This window comes from Streptomyces sp. SID14436 (assembly GCF_010548465.1).
GTDB lineage: Bacteria > Actinomycetota > Actinomycetes > Streptomycetales > Streptomycetaceae > Streptomyces.
The window spans coordinates 1-2,559 of the sequence record NZ_JAAGMD010000280.1 but is presented as its reverse complement, the minus strand read 5'-3'; the positions used below and the strand labels follow the sequence as shown (position 1 = coordinate 2,559).

General features: G+C 76.2%; 2 protein-coding genes. Both read right to left on the bottom strand.

Going from position 1 to position 2,559, the window contains the following annotated elements; all coding sequences use genetic code 11:
* Window positions 1–1,075, bottom strand: a 1,075-nt coding sequence (locus G3I53_RS10255) for a PucR family transcriptional regulator ligand-binding domain-containing protein (RefSeq protein WP_164438252.1), incomplete at its 3' end; no start/stop codon positions are given.
* A 123-nt stretch (window positions 1,076–1,198) separates the two neighbouring features.
* Window positions 1,199–2,559 (bottom strand): ATP-binding protein (locus G3I53_RS10250; RefSeq protein ID WP_164438251.1); only part of this gene is annotated, 1,361 nt, incomplete at its 5' end.

The following is a 2,559-nucleotide window of genomic DNA, read 5'->3' as shown; positions in this document are numbered from 1 at the left end:
CCACCAGCCGGTCCCCCTCGGGTACCACGAGGACCGCCTCGCCGGAGCGGGCGGCGGCGGATTCCACGGCCTCGGTGAGGGCCCCGAGGGCGTCGGGGTCGGCCTCGCCGCGGTCACGGGCGCCGGACGCCGGCCCCGTCTCGGCGACGATGATCCGGAACGGCGCGTCCAGCAGTCCCCCGTACAGGTCGCCGGCCACCGCGCGGGCGTGGTCGGGCTGCCCGGCGAGCAGCATGCGCAGGACGGCGGCGCCGATGCGCTGCTCGGCGGCGTGCAGGGAGCGGGAGCGTTCCGTGGTGAGGGTGAGCAGGGCGATCGCCGAGTGGAGGGCGTACCGCTCGGCGGTGCCGAGGGCGGCGGCCGTGCCGACGGCGAGGGCGGCGCGGGGGCGCCGGCCGGTGCCGAGGGAGTGCAGTTCGACCCGGTCCTCGTCCTCGGGGCCGGCGACGACGGAGGAGGCGGGCGCGGGACGTTCGCGCAGCCGCTGCACGTCGGCGGTCAGCCGCGCGGCACGCCGGCCCGCCCACTCGGGTGCCGTGCCGACGACGGCGCCGCTGGCGTCGTAGAGCGCCGCCCACCCGTCGACCTGGGCGGCGAGGGCGGTGAGCAGTCCCTCGGGTCCGTCGCTGAGCGCGTGCCGGGTCAGTTCCCGTTGGGCGGCGAACCCGGCGGTGACCGCGCGGTACTGGTCGGCGGCGATGGCGGCGGAGACGGCCTTGCTGATCGCGAGGAAGGGGGTGCGGCGCGGCACCTCCAGCAGGGGCAGGCCCTCCTCGCGGGCCGCTTCGACGAGCGCGGCGGGGATGTCCTCGTAGTGGACGCCGACGGCGAAGCCCAGCCCGACGACCCCGGCCCCGGCCAGCCGCTTCACGTAGCGGCGCATCGCGTCGGGGTTCTCCGCGTCCAGCTTGAGGGCGGTGATCAGCAGCAGCTCCCCGCCCTCCATGTAGGGCACCGGGTCGGCGAGCTCGCTGGCGTGCGCCCAGCGCACGGGCACGTCGAGGCGGTCCTCGCCCGCGCGCACGGTCAGCTTCAGCGCGGTGTGGTGCACGAGCGAGGCGAGCGTCAGGGGCATGGGGCCTTGTGCCTTCGGGTCTGCGTCAGTGAGGAAGAACGGTGATCTTTTGGCCGCCTTGTATGAACGTCCTGTGGTGATTCTGCCTCACTGTACGGTGGTCCGGCTGTCCGGACCGGGGACTCACCCCCGCAGGTCGACCAGCAGCGGCGGCGCGTGTTCACCCCGGACGTCGGTCAGGGACAGCACCGCGTGCCCCGGCGGCACCGCGTGGGCCAGCTCGGACGCCGACCACCGTTCCCGCTCGACCTGCCGGACGGTGACCGCCCGCGCGGTCGGCGCCCGGCCGGTGATCGCCCGGCGCAGGCCGTGCCAGGCCTTGCCGGCCGCGCTCTCGGCGATGATCTGCCGGTCGGTGACGTCCCGCGTCTCGGTCCACTCCTTGCCCCACACCTCGGCGAAGTCCTGTCCGTCCCACGGGGTCAGTCCGGCCAGCGCCATCCTGCACCCGATGGCCCCGAGCAGCGGGCCGCGCAGCGGCCGGGGCACGTCGTCCAGGGTGCGCAGGGTCAGCACGGCCCCGGCGTTGGCCGAGCGCAGCCGCTGGATGCCGCGCACGGACTCCGGGGTCACCAGCCCGGTGGCGTCGTCCAGCACCAGGCAGGCGAACAGGGAGCGGTCCTCACGCACCGTCACGCTCGCGGTGAACTGCGCGAGGACGAGCCGGGCCAGCATCCGGGAGGCGTCCGCGTGTCCGCGCTCGGGCAGGTCGATCCGCACCCGCACCGGGTGGTCCAGCGCCTGCAACGAGAACGGCCGGGACTGCCCGGAGGTGTCGAAGAACCCGGCGAAGGCGGGCCGGTCCAGCAGCGCCACCCGGTCGGCGAGCACCCCGCCCACGTCGCCGGGGTGCGCCATCTGCCGTTCCCGGGCGTCGAGTTCGCGCAGCAGTGAGTCCTGCCCGGCCTCGGTCAGGCCCTGGCGCAGCGCGGCCAGCGGCCCGGGGGCGCCGTCGAGCAGCTGCCGCAGTTCGGGGACGGAGGGGAACCGGCCGTGGACGGCGCGGAACGGTCCGAGCAGCTGGGCCAGGACGGTGGTGGAGCGGCGGCTGTCGCTGCCGGGGTGCGGGTCGGCCAGATCCCCGGCGAGTCCTTCGGCGAGCACGGCGGCGGCCTCGTCGGGGTCGGTGGTGCCGCCGTACAGGTCGAGGTCGTACACCGAGTCGGGGTTGCCGATGCGCACGACGACGTCGTAGGCGTCGGCCGGGCCGAGTCCGGCTCCCGCCGCGCCGACGACCACCACGGCGGCCCGCCCGGCCAGCGCGTGCAGGCACAGCGACTCGGCGACCGGGCGCACCACGGCGCCGGTCTTGCCGGAGCCGGCCGGTCCGACGGCGAGGAGGGACGTGCCGAGCAGGTCGGGGCCGAGGGCGAGGCCGCTGCCGCGGTAGACGTACGGGTTGCGGGCGTCGTCGGCGGTGGTGCCCAGGCGCACCTGCCCGGTGACCAGGTCGTGCCGGGCCTGCCGGGCGGGCAGGTCGCGGG